This is a genomic window from Mesorhizobium sp. M1396 (assembly GCF_040317725.1).
Classification (GTDB): domain Bacteria; phylum Pseudomonadota; class Alphaproteobacteria; order Rhizobiales; family Rhizobiaceae; genus Mesorhizobium.
This window is the reverse complement of sequence record NZ_JAMYLA010000068.1, coordinates 1-15,905: the sequence shown is the minus strand read 5'-3', so window position 1 is coordinate 15,905 and position 15,905 is coordinate 1. Positions and strand designations below refer to the sequence as shown.

Annotated in this window: 13 protein-coding genes, 1 tRNA gene and 1 pseudogene; 3 read left to right on the top strand and 12 right to left on the bottom strand. The window is 61.7% G+C overall.

Annotated elements, in window-relative coordinates; translation table 11 throughout:
* Positions 1-11: 11 nt before the first annotated feature.
* The 10 genes and pseudogenes from NKH02_RS30300 to fdnG all read right to left on the bottom strand — a co-directional run bounded on the left by NKH02_RS30300 (position 12) and on the right by fdnG (position 11,005).
* Positions 12-305 (bottom strand): hypothetical protein, encoded by a 294-nt coding sequence (locus NKH02_RS30300; protein ID WP_352869584.1) that lies wholly within the window; start codon positions 303-305, stop codon positions 12-14.
* Positions 306-509: 204 nt separating this feature from the next.
* The gene (locus NKH02_RS30295) at positions 510-818 is read right to left on the bottom strand and encodes a hypothetical protein (protein ID WP_352823130.1); all 309 of its coding nucleotides are present in this window, start codon (positions 816-818) and stop codon (positions 510-512) included.
* Between the two features lie 162 nt (positions 819-980).
* Positions 981-1,076: transfer RNA gene (locus NKH02_RS30290), tRNA-Sec, on the bottom strand.
* A gap of 123 nt (positions 1,077-1,199) precedes the next feature.
* Positions 1,200-3,035 (bottom strand): annotated as a pseudogene (gene selB / locus NKH02_RS30285) (selenocysteine-specific translation elongation factor); the annotation flags it as partial.
* The gene (locus tag NKH02_RS30280) at positions 3,032-3,820 is read right to left on the bottom strand and encodes a tetratricopeptide repeat protein (RefSeq protein ID WP_352883322.1); all 789 of its coding nucleotides are present in this window, start codon (positions 3,818-3,820) and stop codon (positions 3,032-3,034) included. The pseudogene selB and the gene NKH02_RS30280, both read right to left, overlap by 4 nt.
* A complete protein-coding gene (selA, locus tag NKH02_RS30275; protein WP_352883321.1) occupies positions 3,807-5,228 on the bottom strand; it encodes an L-seryl-tRNA(Sec) selenium transferase in 1,422 nt (473 codons plus the stop codon). Before selA ends, NKH02_RS30280 begins: the two co-directional genes overlap by 14 nt.
* 7 nt (positions 5,229-5,235) lie before the next feature.
* A complete protein-coding gene (gene fdhE, locus NKH02_RS30270; protein WP_352883320.1) occupies positions 5,236-6,156 on the bottom strand; it encodes a formate dehydrogenase accessory protein FdhE in 921 nt (306 codons plus the stop codon).
* 114 nt (positions 6,157-6,270) lie between these two features.
* Positions 6,271-6,969 carry a formate dehydrogenase subunit gamma gene (locus NKH02_RS30265; RefSeq protein ID WP_352883318.1) on the bottom strand — a complete coding sequence of 233 codons (699 nt, stop codon included), beginning with the start codon at positions 6,967-6,969 and terminating at the stop codon, positions 6,271-6,273.
* Entirely contained in the window at positions 6,956-7,906 is a 951-nt protein-coding gene (gene fdxH / locus NKH02_RS30260; RefSeq protein ID WP_352883316.1) for a formate dehydrogenase subunit beta, read from the bottom strand. The genes NKH02_RS30265 and fdxH overlap by 14 nt, the downstream gene beginning before the upstream one ends.
* Positions 7,907-7,918: 12 nt before the next feature.
* Positions 7,919-11,005: a formate dehydrogenase-N subunit alpha gene (gene fdnG / locus NKH02_RS30255; protein ID WP_352883314.1), complete on the bottom strand. Its 3,087-nt coding sequence runs from the start codon at positions 11,003-11,005 to the stop codon at positions 7,919-7,921.
* A gap of 476 nt (positions 11,006-11,481) precedes the next feature.
* Between fdnG and selD the strand changes: the two genes are divergently transcribed.
* Together selD and NKH02_RS30245 are read left to right on the top strand one after the other, a co-directional pair.
* Positions 11,482-12,558, top strand: coding sequence for a selenide, water dikinase SelD (gene selD, locus NKH02_RS30250; protein ID WP_352883313.1), 1,077 nt, complete (start codon positions 11,482-11,484; stop codon positions 12,556-12,558).
* Positions 12,559-13,518: 960 nt separating this feature from the next.
* Complete coding sequence (locus NKH02_RS30245; protein WP_352869600.1) at positions 13,519-13,830, top strand: hypothetical protein; 312 nt, start codon at positions 13,519-13,521, stop codon at positions 13,828-13,830.
* A gap of 153 nt (positions 13,831-13,983) precedes the next feature.
* On the opposite strand, the gene NKH02_RS30240 is transcribed toward NKH02_RS30245, so the two are convergent.
* Together NKH02_RS30240 and NKH02_RS30235 are read right to left on the bottom strand one after the other, a co-directional pair.
* Positions 13,984-14,082: a hypothetical protein gene (locus NKH02_RS30240; RefSeq protein WP_352883332.1), complete on the bottom strand. Its 99-nt coding sequence runs from the start codon at positions 14,080-14,082 to the stop codon at positions 13,984-13,986.
* Between the two features lie 561 nt (positions 14,083-14,643).
* A complete protein-coding gene (locus tag NKH02_RS30235) occupies positions 14,644-15,288 on the bottom strand; it encodes a hypothetical protein (RefSeq protein WP_352883311.1) in 645 nt (214 codons plus the stop codon).
* A gap of 105 nt (positions 15,289-15,393) precedes the next feature.
* On the opposite strand from NKH02_RS30235, the gene NKH02_RS30230 reads away from it, so the two are divergent.
* Positions 15,394-15,690 carry a hypothetical protein gene (locus NKH02_RS30230; RefSeq protein WP_352883309.1) on the top strand — a complete coding sequence of 99 codons (297 nt, stop codon included), beginning with the start codon at positions 15,394-15,396 and terminating at the stop codon, positions 15,688-15,690.
* Positions 15,691-15,905: the final 215 nt, after the last annotated feature.

Sequence of the window (15,905 nt, the reverse complement as noted above, 5' to 3'; positions counted from 1 at the left end):
ATTCCATCGTGTCAGCGGTTCATCAGTAAAAAGCCCGCCGCAAAGCACGGGCGACGGGCCCTGAAAGGTTCGCACAGATGCTGCGTCGGCGTTTCAATCATTCCTGCCTCAGCCCTCACGATCTGGCTATTTGCGAACGCGTGTTCGATCGGGTCTGCGCGAATGAACATCTCGACCCTTTGGACCCGGACGCCGAAATCTTGGCAGTGATGGTCGTGGCCATTTTTCAAAATGTTCACACCAGCGAGCGCGAACTGCTGGAGGCGGTCAAGTGTCGTCGGCAAAAGGCTGCGGGAACCGGACATTAGTACATGTCGCCCAAAAGTGCGCAGCGGTTTTAGTAAAGCCAGATGGAAGCAATAACCCAAGGCGTCGCATGAATCCGTTCCGCGTCCAAGGTAGCTGCTTGCGGCGGTGACCGAGGCGCCGGTTACCGCATCGTGTCGTCGGCAAAAAAGCGACGTTGCGCTCTCTGCTTTCACATCCGGGTACGCAGAAAAGTCCGGCGGTCAAAAATCGACCAGCGGCGTGTCCACGATCTGGTGCTCGAACAGCAGCCAGAACGGCGATCCCCGGGATTCGGAGTACCAATGCTCAAAAATCGCAAGGGCCTCGCCGATATTGGTGGCGGGTTCGTCCTCGGGCAGTTTCGCGGCCTGGAACAACGCAAGCGCAACGGGGCCAAAATGCGTGATCGCTTCCGTGCGCGCCTCGCTGTCCGCATTCCAGCCGAGCCGCAAGCGCAGGACGGCCAAAGCGCTGGCCACGGCGATCTCCTCACTTTCGGCCGAGGCCACGGCGTCCGAGATCGCCTGCATGAGGTTGAGCCGCCTGAAGGCGAAAGCGCGCTCCTGTTCCAGAACCGCGATCTGATTGGCCGCTTGTCGCCTGAAGCTTGCTTCGGTTGTCCTGGCGGTCTCAGCCGTCGTTTTCAGGTCATTCAGAAAGGAAGCCGTCGGGTTCATCTTGGCTCACTGGGATGGCGGAAGAGAGTGGGAGTCGAACCCACCAGAGACCGACTCGCGGCCCCTCCCGGATTTGAAGTCCGGACGCCCCACCGGGGACGATGCTCCTCCAGAAATTTGCGTCATCGGCGGCTCACCCTCGCCTGTCAGGCGGAACAGGTCCAGCCTGCGCCTGTTCAGACGGCGCAAGTCTCCCCGCCGCAGCGTCACGCCGTGCCGATCGAGAAATTCGAGGATATGGATGGCGACCTTGCGTCCGCTGCCCACGCGATCGCGAAATTGAGCAGCGGTGAACTCGTCTGTAGGCATCGACGCAGCGAGGTCGCGCGCGATCTCGACGATCTGCGCCAACGCCTCGCGCTGGAAGAAGTGGTCATGAGCGACCTCGTGGACCTTCCCCATGCGGCCGGCAAGCTTCAGAAGCCGCCGGATTTCCGTCTCCGGCGCGGCCAGCGCCTCGGCAATATCCCACACTCTTGGCGGATGGAACCGTTGGGGTCCGCCGATGAGAGGCTGGGTTTGCAGCCAGAGAGTTTCATCCTTTGCCGTCAGGTGCGCCTCATGACCGGGCAGCCGCACCCAGGCACCGTCCAAGGCAACTTCTCCAGCGTGCGAAAGGCTCCGCAGAACTGCCGTGAAAGCGGGCGCCGGCAGACGTGGATCAAGCCCAATACGCAGTCTCTCCATTCCTACGCCCGGCAAATCCGGATTGTCGGCATGGAAGGTCTCCAGGGTCGCGGCCAAGTCGCGCTTGAATCGCAACCAGCGCTCCGGCGACAGCACGAGAAGCATTTCTCCCACGGCAAAATGGACAAGCCCGAGTTGATCGATCAGGCCTTCCGTCTCGCAGTCACTAAGCGCCCTGTCGCGAGCGAAAGCCTTCAGGTCGAAATAGTGGGGCGGCGCATCAAGGAGTGCGGCGGCGGCCAGTTCGGGCGCCAATAGCGCATGGGCATCGAGTTGGATCAGCCGTTCCGGCGCGCGGCGTTTGCGGCTGGGCGCCCGCAGATCGAGAAAATATCCGCCGCCGATGGTTCGCTGCGCGGAGGTGTCGCGCACCACGTAAACGTCGCCGACAGCGGCCGCGATCGGACTGTCCAGCACCAATTGAACATTGGCCGTGCCGCCAGGCCCGATCGGTTCGTCTGCGAGGAGTACGATGCGTGCCCCGACGTCCGTCGCGGCATGGTGGAGCCGCACCGGCAACCATTGGCCGATCGGCTTGCGTTCATCCGGCAGAACGCGAAGGCTTGCATCGATCCGGTCCGTCGGCGCGTGAAGCTTCGGATCGACAATCACGTCGCCGCGCCGGATCGCCTCCTTGATAACCCTTTCGCCGGTCAGATTGAGCGCGCAGCGGTCTCCCGCCCGACCACGTTCAGCCGGCCGGTTCTGGGCGTGGATCGATCGAACCCGCGCAAGCAATCCCGAGGGGCTTACGACCACGTTGTCTCCAATACCGAGAGAACCCGAAAGCACGGTGCCCGTCACGACGGTGCCCACGCCGCGCAGCGTGAACGAGCGGTCCACCGCTAATCGAAAACGGCCCGAAACTGCACGCCGGGCAAGACGCGACGCCTCCTCGAACAAGAGATACCTGAGTTCATGGATACCTTCGCCTGTAACGACCGAGACGGGAATCAGGGGGGCCTCGGCAAGCATCGTCCCGGCAACTACTGCGCGGATCTCGCTCGCCACCGCGGTGCGGCGCTCGGGACCGGCCAGATCGCATTTCGTAAGCAGGACGGCGCCGCGCTTGACACCGAGCAGATCGACGATGGCGAGATGCTCCCGGGTTTGCGGCATGACGCCGTCGTCGGCGGCCACCACGAGCAACACGAAGTCGATGCCGCTGGCGCCGGCGAGCATCGTGTGTACGAAACGCTCATGCCCGGGAACATCGACGAAACCGATGCTGTCCCCACCCGGCACCGGCAAATAGGCGAAGCCGAGATCGATGGTCATGCCGCGTGTCTTTTCCTCCTGCAAACGATCGGTGTTTATACCGGTCAGCGCATGCACCAGCGCAGTTTTGCCATGATCGACATGTCCCGCCGTGCCGACGATCATGATGCGGTCTCCGGCAACGGCGCGGCGGCGCGACGCTCGGCCTCGGCGGCATCGCCCGCGCTCAATTCGGCCCGCACCGCATCCAGATAGCGGCTGGCAAGGGCGCTGCCGCCTGCCTCGGCACGCAGGAGCCAAACCAGCGCCTCGACCGCGTCAGCCGGCACGCCCGTGCCAAGATGGCAGGCGGCGCCGAGCATTGCCTGCCCTTCGGCGTCTCCTCGCATGGCAGCACGGCGCCACCAGCGGACAGCCTCGTCCGGATCGCGCGGCACGCCGAGCGCATTGTGATAAAGCATGCCGATCCGGGTCATCGCGGATGCGATGCCCTGATCGGCCGCGGCAAGCGCCCAGCGTCGCGCCTCGCCGGCATCGGGAGCCATCACTTCGCCCTCCAGCAGCATCCAGCTCAGCATATCCTGCGCGGGTCCGTCGCCAGTTTCCGCTGCGGCCCGATAGAGCTCGGCCGCCCGGCGAAAGTCCTGCTGCACGCCTTCGCCGCGGAAATAGAGCGACGCCAGATTCCTTTGCCCGACAGGATCCCATGCCTCGGCTGCGAGCGTCAGCCAGCGAAGGGCCATATCCACATCACGCTCGACGCCGAGCCCTTCGGCGAAGCAGGCGCCGATATTGTTCTGAGCGCGGGCAACGCCCCGGTGAGCCAGCGGCTCCCATATGGAGAGAGCCACGGCATGATCGCCTCGCCGCGCGGCTGCGAGGGCCTCGGTCATGCGTGCGGCCAAAGGCGTCTCGGCTGGGCGGCGCGCGAGGCGGTCAAGCCAGCGCATCGGTTCCTCCCGGATTTAGGCCGGCTAGATTGGCGATGAAGGTCGCCTCGTCTTCCAGGCAGCGCAAATCGAGCACGAGCGCCTGGTTTTCGATGCGCCCGATCACGGGGACGCCCAACCCACGCAGCGCAGCCGCAAGGGCTTCGAGCGCCCGGCCGCTCCCTGAGCGCGGCTTGAGAGCAAGCCCGGCGCTTGGCAAAGTTTCGAGCGGCAGCGCGCCGGATCCGACTTGGCTCCGGCACTCCACCGTGTCGACCGCAAAGGCTTCGCCCACGGCGTCAGCAACCAGGGGAGCAAGGCGCTTTGCCTGCGCTGCAATCTCCCTCACCGAGCGCGAGAGCAGCCTTAGCGTCGGCAGGCGCTCGGCCAGGCGGTCGGGGTCGCGGTAGAGCTTCAACGTCGCCTCGAGCGCGGCCAAACGAAGCTTGTCGACCCGAAGCGCCCGCTTCATCGGGTTGCGGCTGATCGCTGCCAGCAGGTCCCTGCGGCCGACGATGAAACCCGCCTGCGGACCGCCAAGCAGCTTGTCGCCGGAGAATGTGACGAGATCGGCGCCGTCGGCGACCGCCTCGCGCACGGTCGGCTCGCGCCCAAGGCCGTAGCGGGTTAGATCGACCAGCGTGCCCGAACCGAGATCATGGACCATCGGTATCCCATGCTCCTTGGCGATTGAAGCGAGCTCGGGTGCCCGGATCTCAGCCGTGAATCCTTCGACCCGGTAGTTCGATGTGTGCACCTTGAGGATGAGCCCGGTCTCCGGGCCGATCGCCTCGACATAGTCTTTGCGATGCGTGCGGTTGGTGGTGCCGACCTCGACAAGCCTGGCGCCGGCGCGCGTCATGATCTCGGGCATCCGGAAAGAGCCGCCGATCTCGATCAACTCGCCTCGCGAAACGATCGCTTCGCGACCGAGCGCCAGCGTGTTGAGGACGAGAAGGACGGCAGCCGCATTGTTGTTGACGACGGTTGCATCCTCGGCTCCGGTCAGCTCGCAAACGAGCGATCGAAGATGATCGTCCCGTTCGCCGCGCTCGCCTTTCTCGACATCGAATTCGAGAGCCACCGCTTCGAGCATCGCCAGCCGAACAGCCTCGACCGCCTCTTTCGCGAGGAGGGCTCGTCCGAGATTGGTGTGCAGCACCGTTCCGGTCAGGTTGAAAACGGGACGCAGGGAAGAGCGTTCGCCGTCCCTGAGCTGCACGAGCGCGTCGCCGGCAAGATCGTTTGCCTCCGGCACGACGGCTCCGGCATTGCGGGAGGCCATTCGTGCATCGGCGACGGCTCGGCGAATGGCCTCCGCCGCGGCCTGCCGCCCGAAGCGCTCGATTGCGGCCGCCGCCAGCGGGGTCCTCAGCACTTGGTCGACCGACGGAAGATTGCGCAGAGGGTTTGCGGATGAAGCGGTCATCGTATCCTCAATAGCCAACAAGGAACGGATTGAACGATCCGCGGCGATGGCCGCCCTCGCGGACGAGCAGGTCGAGGCCGAGCGTCGCCACGTCGTCGGCGACCGGATCGAGAGCCGGATCCTTGTATTGGTACAGGATCTTTACATAGCAGCCGCATGCATCGCAGGTTTCGGCCTTGACCGTGCCAGAACCTCCCTCGATTTCCTGATAGCCTATGCCCTTGGTCGAGCCGCACAGCGTACATTTGATGCGGACGTGGTTCCACAATGTTCCACACAGGGCGCAGGCGCAGAACCGCGCCCCGTGTGCGCCGTGCCAACCGACGATGATCGAGGATACGGGCGGCCCACCGCAGGCCGGACAGGCGCCGTCGGCAACCGGAACGAGCTTCGAGCTGTCGAGACATGCCGCGAGGCGGGCGAAGTGAACCTGCAGCGCGGCCGCGACATAGACATGCTCGGCAAGCGCGTTCATTGGGATCGCATCGGTGAGCACATTGCGCACCATGGGGTCGACCCCGGACGCATCGATATTCGCCAGCCTGCCCAAGGCGGCTGCGGCCGCCTTTGGTTTTTCGATCGTGGCTGCCACTTCGAACAGGCGGCCGAGCGTCATTCCAAGGGCGGCATCCGAAGTGAATTGGTTGCGATCGAGCGGCGGCATACCGAAGATTCGTGCGCGCTCGCGCGCCTCCGCGGTCGGCAATTCGATCTCCGGCAAGCCGTCCTGGATGCGGTGCTGCGCATCCGTCAGTGCAGCGAGGAAGCGGAGATAGGGGCCGAGCTGGTGGTCATCCGCCAACACAATCAATCGCTCGGAGCGGCGAATGAACAAGGTCCGCGGATCAGGCACGCGCGCAAAGGGTGGGACCGAGACTTCGCCGATTACAGTCGGGTCAGGGCGTGACGGATCTTGTTGCCTTGGCATTTCAACCTCACGAACCTCACGGGCCACGTGGTCGGCTTGATACTGTTCCAGAGCAATTCCACGAAAAGTGTATAACGGTTTTCCGTCCGGAATTGCGTAAAAACAAATACCCGCTCATTCGGCGGGATCCGATCCAGAACGTCCGTCCGGCTTGCGTGCGACCAGTTCACGCAGCCATTTGCGATGATGCCGCCACGCCCAGCCGCCGGTCACCCGTCCGCGCGTCATGGCGGGAATGGTGCCGCGTACCCAGATGGCCGAGTAGAAATGAATAATCCAGACGCCGATGATCGCCACGGCAGCGATCGAATGAACAAGCAGCGCTACCCGCTGCTGGCCGATCGTGGTGTAAGCGGCGAAATATTGTTGCCAGATGACGATGCCGCTCGAAATCAGGATGACGATGAGGATCGACATTGACCAGAAGACGAGCTTCTGGCCGGCGTTGTACTTGCCGACTTCCGGGACGTTGTCCTCGTGATTGGACAATACGTCACGGAAACGGGCGAGCCACGTTCCGTCCTCGGGCCTCCACAAATTGGCCTTCCAGAACCGAAGGAAAAGCCCAAGGAAGCTAAAGAAGAGCAAGACGCCGATCCATGGGTGAATGAAGCGCGTGAACTGACCGCCGCCAAACAGCCCCGACAGGAAGAACAGGCTCGGGTGAAACATGGCAAGGCCGGTCAAGGCGAGCAGGATCAGGCTGGCCGCCGTGATCCAATGGTTGATCCGCGCGCCCACCGTGTAGCGGTCCACGATGACTGGCTTGCCGGGATGTACCTGCTCGTTCGGCTTCACGTCATACGCGGCCATCGTTGTTGCCTTCCGTCAGCTCTTCGGCATGCTCCTCATCCGTCTCGGAGACCCTGTTCGGTCCCATGACCAGATGGTGAAGCAGGCCGACGCCGGCCGCCACGCCGAGAATGGTGAGGCCGGCATATTTGGTCACGCCCTTCCACGCCTCCACGAGCGGACTGATCTTCGGCTCCTTCGGCAGACCCGAATAGAGTTCCGGCTGGTCGGCATGGTGCAGCACATACATCACATGCGTCCCTCCGACGCCGGGCGGATCGTAGAGGCCGGCATTCGAATAGCCGCGCGATTTCAGGTCCTTGATGCGGCCGTCGGCGTGCTGTTTCATCTCGTCTTTCGTGCCGAACACGATCGCCTGGGTCGGGCAGGCCTTGGCGCAGGCTGGTCCCTGGCCGACAGCCACGCGGTCGGAGCAGAGCGTGCATTTGTAGGCCGTGTGATCGACTTTGGAGATGCGCGGAATGTTGAACGGGCAACCCTTGATGCAATAGCCGCAGCCGATGCAGTTCTTATGGACGAAATCGACGATGCCGTTCGAATACTGCACTATGGCGCCCGGCGCCGGACAAGCCTTGAGGCACCCCGGATCAGCGCAGTGCATACAGCCATCCTTGCGGATCAGCCATTCGAGTTCGTTCGTCTCGGGATTGTCCCATTCGCTGTAGCGCATCAGCGTGAACATGTCCGGCGTGAGATCGGCAGGATTCTCATAGACGCCGGCATTGAGGCCGATCTCCGGATGCGTGTCGTTCCACTCGATGCAGGCCGTCTGGCATGCCTTGCAGCCGATGCATTTCGAAACATCGATGAGCTTGGCGACTTCCGTCAATTGCTGCTCGGGCGCGGGAACCGTCGAGGCCGAGCGGCGGATGAGGTCCTTGTCGGAAAAACGTGGTGCGGTGTCCGTCGTCGAAGGATTTGGAAGTGGAGGAAACATGGCTTACTCCTCCTACGCTACCGGCCCGGCGATGGGCTCGATGTTGACAAGGAACGCCTTGTATTCAGGCGTCTCGATGTTGGCGTCGCCGACAAAGGGGGTGAGCATGTTGGGGCCAAAGCCTTTCTTCGCCGCTCCCGTGAAGCCCCAGTGCAGCGGTATTCCGACGATGTGGACGGTCTTGCCATCGCAGGTGAGCGGCCTGATCCGTTTGGTCACCATGGCCTTCGCCACAACGGAACCGCGCTTCGACCAAACGCGCACCCAGCCGCCTTTGGTGATGCCTTTCTCGGCCGCAAGCTGTTCCGAAATTTCCACGAAAAACTCCGGCTGCATCACCGCATTGGTGATGACGTGCTTGGTCCAGAAGTGGAAATGCTCGGTCAGTCGGTAGGAGGTCGCCGCGTAGGGAAACTCCTGCGAAGCCGATTCGGCGAACTGGGCCATATCGCCTTCGAACACCCGCGCTGCGGGGTTGCCGCGGACTTTGGGAGCTATCGGGTTCGCGATGGGCGACTCGAATGGCTCGTAGTGTGCCGGGAATGGTCCGTCGCGCATCATGCCCCGGGTAAAGAGGCGCGAGACGCCTTCCGGATTCATGATGAACGGGCCTACTTGATCGGGCTTTGACGTTGGCAAGATGTCGGGGACATCGTAGCCCGACCATTTCGTGCCGTCCCATTCAATCACCTTGCGGCTTGGATCCCAAGCCTTTCCGGTGAGGTCAGCCGACGCCCTGTTGTAGAGAATGCGGCGGTTGGCGGGCCATGAGAACGCCCATTTGGAATAGGCGCCGGTTTCGTCAGGATCGGTGGTGTCCCGCCTGGCCATGTTGTTGCCGTTTTCGTTGAAGCAGCCGGAATAGATCCAGCAGCCGCAGGAGGTGGAGCCGTCGTCGCGCAGCGCGGCGAAGCCCGGCAAGAGCTTTCCGGCCTCGGCCAGCACCTTTGTCGGGTCGGCCGTGTCGGTTACCCTGGCGAGCGCCCTGCCATTGATCTCCTGGGCAAGCTCCTCGGCCTTCGGATCGCCGGGATCGGCATAAGGCCAGTTGAGCTTGACGATCGGATCCGCGAAGGCGCCGCCTTCCTTGGTGTAGAGCTCCTTCAGCCGCAGATAGAGCTGCGCCATGATCCAGGTATCGCGTTTGGCCTCGCCGGGGGGCGTGCCGCCGGCCCAATGCCACTGCAGCCAGCGCCCCGAATTGACCAGCGAGCCGTCGTCCTCGGCGAAGCAGGTGGAGGGAAGCTGGTAGACTTCCGTCTGAATCTGCGACGGATCGACATCGTTGTACGGCCCGTGGTTCTCCCAGAACCGGCCCGTCTCCGTGTCCAACGGATCCATGATGACGAGGTATTTGAGCTTCGAGAGGGACTCGATCACCTTCTTCTTGTTCGGAGCTGCCTGTAGCGGGTTGAAGCCCTGGCAGAAATAGCCGTTCATCTTGCCCTGGTGCATCAGCTCGAAAGCCCGCAGCAGATCGTAGCCCGGCAGGTCGAGCTTCGGCAGGTAGTCATAGGCGAAGCCGTTCTCCGGCGTTGCCGCGTTGCCCCACATTGACTTCTGGAAGCTTACGAAGAACTTCCTGTAGTTCTGCCAGTAGCTCATCTGGTTCGGCCGGAGCGGCTTGAAGCCTCGGGTCGACATGTAGGCTGCCAGATCGACCTCCTTCTCAGTCGGCAGCGTCAAATAACCGGGCAGCAGGTTCGACATCAGCCCGAGGTCGGTCAGCCCCTGGATGTTGGAGTGACCGCGAAGCGCGTTCATGCCGCCGCCGCGTATACCAATATTGCCGAGAACAAGCTGCAGCATCGCCATGGCGCGGATGTTCTGCGAGCCCTTCGAGTGCTGGGTCCAGCCGAGCGCGTACATCGAGGTCATCGCCTTGGTCGGAGACGACGTCTCGGCGACCATCGCGGCCACCTTCAGGAACCGCTCCTTCGGTGTGCCGCAGATGCGCTCGACCATCTCGGGCGTGTAGACCGCGACATGCTTCTTGAGCAGATTCCAGACGCAGCGGGGATTGGCCAATGTCGCGTCGACAACGGCAAAGCCGTCCGTGCCTATGTCATAGTCCCAACTGGACTTGTCATAGTCTCGCTTCGCCTCGTTATAGCCGGAGAAGAGGCCGTCCTGATAGGTGAAGCCCTCCTTGACGACATATGTCGCGTTGGTGAAGGCCTTCAGATAGTCCCATTGCACCTTATCGTTCTGGATGCAGTAGTTGATCAGCCCGAGCAGGAAGGCGATGTCCGTTCCCTGGCGGATCGGCGCGTAAAGATCCGACACCGAAGCCGAGCGCGTAAAGCGCGGGTCGATGACGATGAGCTTGGCGCCGCGGTTGGCCTTCGCCTCTGTGACCCATTTGAAGCCGCAAGGGTGCGCTTCCGCGGCATTGCCGCCCATGATGACGACGAGATCCGTGTTCTTGATGTCGGTCCAGGAATTGGTCATTGCGCCGCGGCCGAATGTTGGAGCGAGACTCGCCACCGTCGGGCCGTGTCAGACACGTGCCTGGTTGTCGAACACCAGCATGCCCGCGCTGCGGACCACCTTGTAGGTCGCGAACGCGGTTTCATTGGTCGAAGCCGAGGCGGCGAGGAAGCCGGTGGTGATCCACCGGTTTACCGTCACGCCGTCATTGTTCGTCGCGACGAAGTTCTTGTCGCGATCGTCCTTCATCAGGCGGGCGATGCGGCCGAGCGCGTCTTCCCAGCTTATCGGCTCGAACTTGTCCGAGCCCGGTCTGCGGATCATCGGATGTTGCAGACGGGTCGGCGACTTGACAAATCCGAGCAGGGCCGACCCTTTGGGGCACAAGGTGCCGCGATTGGTCGGATGATCAGTGTCACCCTCGATATGGGTGATCTCGGCCGGCTCGCCCTTTCTGAGATCGCCCTTCGAATACAAGATTATGCCGCAAGCCACCGAGCAGTATGGACAGGTGTTGCGTGTTTCGGTGGTGTTCGCGAGCTTGAACGGCCTGATAGCCGCCGCGTGTGCGGCCTCGCTATCGCCGAAGCCGAGGGCTCCAAGCGTGGTACCGGCGAGACCCGCGCCTGCTGTTTGCAGGAACGCGCGTCGAGAAAGATTGATGTTCATGGGTTCCTCCCGAAGCCGATGCCCCACAAGGCAACTCGAACCAACGGTCAATCCGACTAACTAGTGTCGGACCAAATAAAATCAATGCCAAAGAACGAGGCGCGTACGGTGCAGCAAAAGCGCCCCTCCGAACCGCCTTCCTGCAAAAGGTTGTGCCCGCAAATCGGCATTGTCTATTATTGTTGAATATTCTTGTCATCTTTTCGTGACCGCGATTGCGATTGACGAAAACGAACGCATTGCCATAGAGTAAGGCGTGGCGATGAAACAGCTCCCGCGGGTCGGGGCGCCTTTCGATCGATACCCGATGACGGCGGTGCCTCGCACGCCGGATACGGCCCTTGCCCTTCCTAACCCAACGAAATCCGCTGAGAGCAAGCGTGCTCCAAACGTGCCGTGCGTTGGGCGATCGTATTTTCCATTCCGGTTGACTTTGATCCCTACTAAAGCGTGCCAGCAGAGGAGGCTCGACGACCATGGCAATCGCCCTCTCGCCTGAAATCACCGAAGCGCCCGTTGTGCGCCTGACCAGCCTCGCCCATGGCGGCGGTTGCGGCTGCAAGCTGGCGCCGTCAGTGCTGCAGCAGCTTCTCGCCGATCCGGCGGCTGCCAGTCCCTATCATCAACTTCTCGTCGGCACGGAGACCGGCGACGATGCGGCAGTCTGGCAGCTCGACGGCGCGACTTGCGTCATTGCGACCACCGACTTCTTCATGCCTATGGTAGATGACCCCTACGATTTCGGCCGGATTGCCGCAACCAACGCCCTTTCCGATATCTATGCGATGGGTGGCCGGCCGATCATGGCGTTGGCTATTCTCGGCATGCCTCTCGACAAGATCCCGACGCTCATGGTCCGCGAAATCCTGAAAGGTGGCGAAGCTGTCTGCGCCGACGCCGGAATCCCGGTTGCCGGCGGCCACTCAATCGACTCGCCGGAGCCGATTTACGGCCTCGCAGTCATCGGCACATGCCGACCCGAGGATATCCGACGCAATTCTGACACCAGGCCGGGTGACGCCTTGATCCTGACGAAAGGGCTCGGCGTCGGCATCTATTCCGCCGCCATCAAGAAGCAGGCGCTTTCGGAGAGCGGCTATCGCGAAATGATCGCCTCCACCACCCTTCTCAACCGGATCGGATCGGAGCTGGCACAGGACGCGAGCGTCCACGCCGTCACCGACGTGACCGGATTTGGCTTGCTCGGACATGCCCTCGAGATGGCACGCGGTTCCGGGTGCACGCTGATAATTTGCAGCCACGACGTGCCGCTCTTTTCCGAAGCTGCCTCGCTCGCGGTCGACGGCCATGTTACCGGCGCATCGCGGCGCAACTGGGCGAGCTATGGCGACGCGGTAAGCTTGCCTCCCGGCATGCCCGAGTGGCGACGCCATCTTCTCACGGACCCACAGACTTCGGGCGGCTTGCTGGTTGCTTGCGAGACCGACTGCGCAGCGGCGCTCGTCGAGAGGATCGTCGCGGACGGCTATCCTTCGGCTCGCATCATCGGCCATGCCAGGCCCGGCGCGCCGACAATAGTAGTAGAGGCCTGAACGGCCGCTCCGCTTCCCGCCGGTCAAGCCCGGCGGCCACCGCTCTGCCAGTCCCCCTCGCAGCCGAGCTGCTGGGCTGCCGCCTAGTCGTTCGCTGCGAACGTCGGCTTCCATCCCGATAGCGCTTCGCCTTGGGGCCCTCGTAGTCAGCGATGCTCGTGAAGCCAACGCTCGATCGAGGTGTAAGGGACTTCAGTCTTAGTTGAGCTATTGCTAATATGCCGATAGCTTAGCAGCGCGGGGACGATCCTGGCGCTCGTAGCTCAAACAGGACAGAGCGGAGGCTTAAATGGGCGATGATAAGCTCTGGCATGGTGCTATTCACGACCATCAAGTCGGATATTTCGCTTCGGAGAACGGCTTGACTACGGACCTGGCTTGGGAGTTGATCCTAAAACACGGCAACAACCGAAAGGCCGTGATTAAAGCCGCGCAGGGTTTAGTCAGGCAACATGGCCGACCAACCCCCTGCTCCCCTGTAGAGCCCCCGCCGCGCTTGGCGAAGAGCGTGGGCCGAGGAAAGCGGTAGCTTGCAACACGTCCTGCGACTTTGGCGCTTTTGAATACGGCCAAGGACAGGATGCGTTTCGGCCCCCGTTCCACCAGATGAACAGCGAGCTTGTTGAGTACTTCAACCGAGGGGCGCTCCCGGGCAGAGGTCGTTCTTCTGCCCAATAGCTCACGATGAGACATCGTCCCACACTGGAAGTGGCTACCCCAAATAGGTGATGCGCATATTCGATACGAAGAAAAGTATTGCCGTAGCCGATTGCCCCAAGGCTTCACACCGAAGGTGAAGAAGCGGTAAGGCCCGCCTGTCGAGGCAATGGAACATTAGGCGTCACTAATAGTTACCTTGACGGCAGGGGTCACCAACGCCTCCGCAAGCCCGGCGATTCCCTAGGGACGACCCGCTGCTGCCGTAAATCGAGCGACAGCGCTCAAACCGGGAGAAATATCATGCAACGGTTTATGTTCGCATCAGTTGTAATCGCTTTGTCGGCTGGCCTGTCGTTGGCACAAGCCGCCACGCCCGTTCAACATAAACAAGGTATCAGAACGAATTATGGTGCGGCCGGCGGCATGAAGCTTGACCCCACCATAACGGGCGGCACATCGAAACCGAATGCGGTAAAAGATTGTGCCCCCGGCCAGCAGACCGGCAGTGCACAGCCCACTGGTCAGGCGACAGCCGACGCGAAGGGCGCCGCTCCTAGCCAGATGAAAAAGACAGCTGCGGGCTGTGAAACATCCCCGCCGCTTCGCCAATGATACGGATCGAGATATTACATCCGAAGCGGCTCGAGTGGGTGCCTAGCCGCGCGGTCTGGCTTTAGGTTGCGGCGAGCTTTCCGACGGATTTTCGGCCATTTTGGCGAATCTCCGATAGCCAAAGCGGTTTTTCCTGCCAGCTCATCGCGATCATTATTTGTGATCGCTCGGCCATGCGTCGCAGCAATCGCATATCTGAAGAGCTACGAACTCGCCGGCCCTTTCACTGGAACGTTTCCATCCAGCCTCGATCTCCGGCCCATCTTCGCTGCCGGCATGCGCACGAAAGTCGGGCGCGTAAAGCTACGAATCGCGGGCCACTGGCAAGCCGCAGGTGGGTGGGTTCAGGCAATGCTCATTGAAAAATGGGCCGCCGATTTTCTGCTTGGCTGTAAAGCTCAGCGGGTTGTCGCTTTCAATACTACTGGCAAGCGATTTCCGGAGAAGCCGGTGTCGTGCTCCGGCCCACCTTCCCCTCATTTGCCTCCCTGCGGCGGGACACCCGGAGGCCCCAATTCCGCTGGCAATTCTGCCCCAACGCCCCGTAAATGGCGCCGCCACCTTTCCGGGCGCTGTCAGCCGCTCAAGTGTATGGCCCCTTCTGCGAGACAAATGCTCAGCGTGAGTTGGAGATGATCCAGACGAAGGTCATTGCGTTGACGCAGCTCGCGAAAGCGGTTTCGATTTCTTCCACGGGACCAGTCGCCAGGGTCAGCAAACGCGCCATGAGCCACAGAGAGTTGGAGCTTCCTCCCCGTGGGTCGAAGGCTGTGAAGCTGCTCCGTTCAAAATGTCGGAGCGTTAAGGCGTCAGCTAGAAACGATAACGAAGCCCAACAGTATTCGCGTTGGAGCCCTCTCCCATATTTCCAAACGTACCACCGGCGCCGGATCTGTGGTGGAGTTGATAGACAAGCTCGACGTTGGGAGCTTGCCTTAACCTGAAAGAAAGCTCGGCGCCGATGAAACCAAGGAAAGACGCGTCGCCGTCGTAATAGACCTCGCGCTCGCGTTCGATTTCGGTGGTTCCCGTAACGGCACTCAAACCGGCCGTCAGTGCTGGCGCAATCGCCAGATCGCCGATGACAAGGCCCTGGTGACGAACCCTAACCCCGGCCCAAACTTCCCCTGACGTATCGTCATCCTCGCCAAACCTTACGGCGGCCCCGGTCACACCGCCAAGAACGAAACCAGCGCCAATATCGGCGAAGTCGCGGCCGTAAGCAGCTCCGATTATGTAGTTGTTCGTATAGTCGGCGCCGAAGACGTTGATCGTGTTCCCAAATGATCCGGCCGCAAAAACGCCGCCAAAAAAATAGACGTCGTTCTTCGCCGGTTGACCGACAGCGAAAGGATCTTCGGTAGCAAAATAGATGAAGGGAGAACTGTTGTCGGCGAGAGCGGAAGTGATGGGACCGGTCAGGATCATTGCGGCCAAAGCTGCTTGCACCCCGCGCATTCACAAGCTCCGAATCAATCCCTCAGTTGTCATCTTTCATCCGGCATTTGACGGGAAGAAGCAAGTTCCCTGCTCCACGAATTGGATGGAGTTCTATCCCATTGCTTGACCAAGCCTTCTTCCGAGCTGCAGGTCGCTCAGCAAATCGGATTCCCCTTTGCCGGCGCTACCTACGGGATCTGGTCGAATGAAAAACTCGCATCTTCTGTAGTGTTCGGCCCGCTCCGACGGTCAAGAGAACTGCGGATCCAGACGACGTTGCGCCGTCCGCTTGCCGACCCCAAGCACGGCGAGGTGATCCGCGAGGATCTGCGCGCTGGTCTCTCCGCTGTGCCGATCTGGATGCACGAGTTCCTGCGCGAACTCCTCGGCCCAGGCGCTCGGCACGAGGGCAAACCATGAGCACCGACGCCTACCGCCAAATCTTCCCCGACACATTCATCAGCCTTCCCGCACGACTTGATTGGCGACCGATCAAAGCCGCGGGCCAAAAGCGCTTGACAAAATAGCGTCGGCCCGCTCAATTTCGACCCATTCACCAGGGGAGTCCCGGCAAGGGGCTGAGATACTGCTGGCTTTCGCGGCGCAGTGACCCGTTGAACCTGATCCAGTTCATA

Bases quoted from the DNA above. Each gene is read 5' to 3' on its own strand.
- NKH02_RS30300 (WP_352869584.1), bottom strand. From the start codon at position 305: ATGTCCGGTTCCCGCAGCCTTTTGCCGACGACACTTGACCGCCTCCAG.
- selD (WP_352883313.1), top strand. From the start codon at position 11,482: ATGGCAATCGCCCTCTCGCCTGAAATCACCGAAGCGCCCGTTGTGCGC.
- NKH02_RS30295 (WP_352823130.1), bottom strand. From the start codon at position 818: ATGCAGGCGATCTCGGACGCCGTGGCCTCGGCCGAAAGTGAGGAGATC.
- NKH02_RS30265 (WP_352883318.1), bottom strand. From the start codon at position 6,969: ATGGCCGCGTATGACGTGAAGCCGAACGAGCAGGTACATCCCGGCAAG.
- selA (WP_352883321.1), bottom strand. From the start codon at position 5,228: ATGACCGCTTCATCCGCAAACCCTCTGCGCAATCTTCCGTCGGTCGAC.
- NKH02_RS30280 (WP_352883322.1), bottom strand. From the start codon at position 3,820: ATGCGCTGGCTTGACCGCCTCGCGCGCCGCCCAGCCGAGACGCCTTTG.
- fdhE (WP_352883320.1), bottom strand. From the start codon at position 6,156: ATGCCAAGGCAACAAGATCCGTCACGCCCTGACCCGACTGTAATCGGC.
- NKH02_RS30245 (WP_352869600.1), top strand. From the start codon at position 13,519: ATGCAACGGTTTATGTTCGCATCAGTTGTAATCGCTTTGTCGGCTGGC.
- NKH02_RS30235 (WP_352883311.1), bottom strand. From the start codon at position 15,288: ATGCGCGGGGTGCAAGCAGCTTTGGCCGCAATGATCCTGACCGGTCCC.
- fdxH (WP_352883316.1), bottom strand. From the start codon at position 7,906: ATGTTTCCTCCACTTCCAAATCCTTCGACGACGGACACCGCACCACGT.